Origin of the sequence: Corynebacterium sp. HMSC036D03 (assembly GCF_001836185.1) — a bacterium.
Taxonomy (GTDB): Bacteria; Actinomycetota; Actinomycetes; order Mycobacteriales; family Mycobacteriaceae; genus Corynebacterium; species Corynebacterium simulans.
Genome location: NZ_KV827751.1, coordinates 1 through 1263, shown reverse-complemented (window position 1 = coordinate 1263; position 1263 = coordinate 1). Strand labels below are relative to the sequence as shown.

General features: G+C 55.5%; 1 pseudogene. It reads left to right on the top strand.

Annotated features, from left to right (window positions below):
- Positions 1-57 precede the first annotated feature (57 nt).
- A pseudogene (locus HMPREF2692_RS11530) lies at positions 58-1205 on the top strand (IS1249 family transposase).
- Positions 1206-1263 lie beyond the last annotated feature (58 nt).

The window sequence follows — 1263 nt, the reverse complement described above, 5'->3', positions numbered from 1 at the left end:
TGGTGTGCTTTCCGGGTGAGTAAAAACAGGCCACGATGCCCGGTATGTGCTGGGCAAATGAAGAAAAACGGAACCACATCCAAAGGCACAACCAGGTGGCGGTGCAAAGACCCGAACTGCGGCAGCTCCACGACACGAACTCGCACCGATCTCACGCAGGCCTGCGACTTCAAAGCCTTCATCTCCTATGTCACCTCCACAGCGACGTTGTCTGAACTCGCCGGGCAACAAAGGGTGAGTCGTTGGACACTTGATCGCCGATTCGAACCGTTTTGGCTCATCGACGTCCCCAACGACGGTGCCCCGCAGCGCGTCTACGATCAGATCTTCATCGACGGCACCTACACCGCGGCTGGCTGCCTACTTGTGGCAGCCAGCCGCGACCACGTCATTGCATGGCACTGGACCAAACACGAAACAGCCCACGCATACACGCAGCTACTTCGCAAAATCGCCGAACCACTCTGCGTCGTCCTCGACGGCGGACAAGGCGCACTCACCGCGATTAAAGCCTGCTGGCCAAACGCGATGATTCAGCGTTGTCTCGTCCATGCACAACGCGTCATCCGCCGCTACACCACTCACGGCCGCGCACCGACGCCGGCAAAACCATCTACGCACTGGCGCTGAAACTAACCCGTGTCACCACACTCGAACAGGCACGGGAGTGGACGCTACGTCTGCACGACTTCGGTCAGGTATTCAAAACATTCCTCAACGAGAAAACACCCGTGCCAAAAGAACGCCGAACACTCAATAACCAGTGGGAATGGACTCATCTGCGAATACGCAAAGCCTACAACTCACTGCTGCACCTATCGCGCAACAATTGGTTGTTTACTTACCTTAAGCCACCACCGAATGCGCTTGATCCTAAACGCTGGGCTTCAACGACAAACAGTCTTGAAGGCGGCATAAACGCCCAGCTCAAACGCATCGCCGATGCGCACCGAGGCAGGTCAGGGGAACGCCAACGAAAAATGCTCGAGTGGTACCTCCACACCAAAAAGCAACTGCCTGACGATCCGCTAAATATCGCCAGGCAGTGCAATTATGGCCAAGATCAACTCGCCAAAGTCAACTATCTTGCCGAAGAAGACCACAACAAAGCCGACCAAGAAACAGGCCGACCAGCCTTCTACGACAACGCTATCCCAACCGAGTACGAACACTCGATAGGAATCAGAAAAGACCCCATGAAGTAACTAACCGTGTACCCGCCCCGCAACACGCCGAACGGACACACATTCTGCTACTTAACCC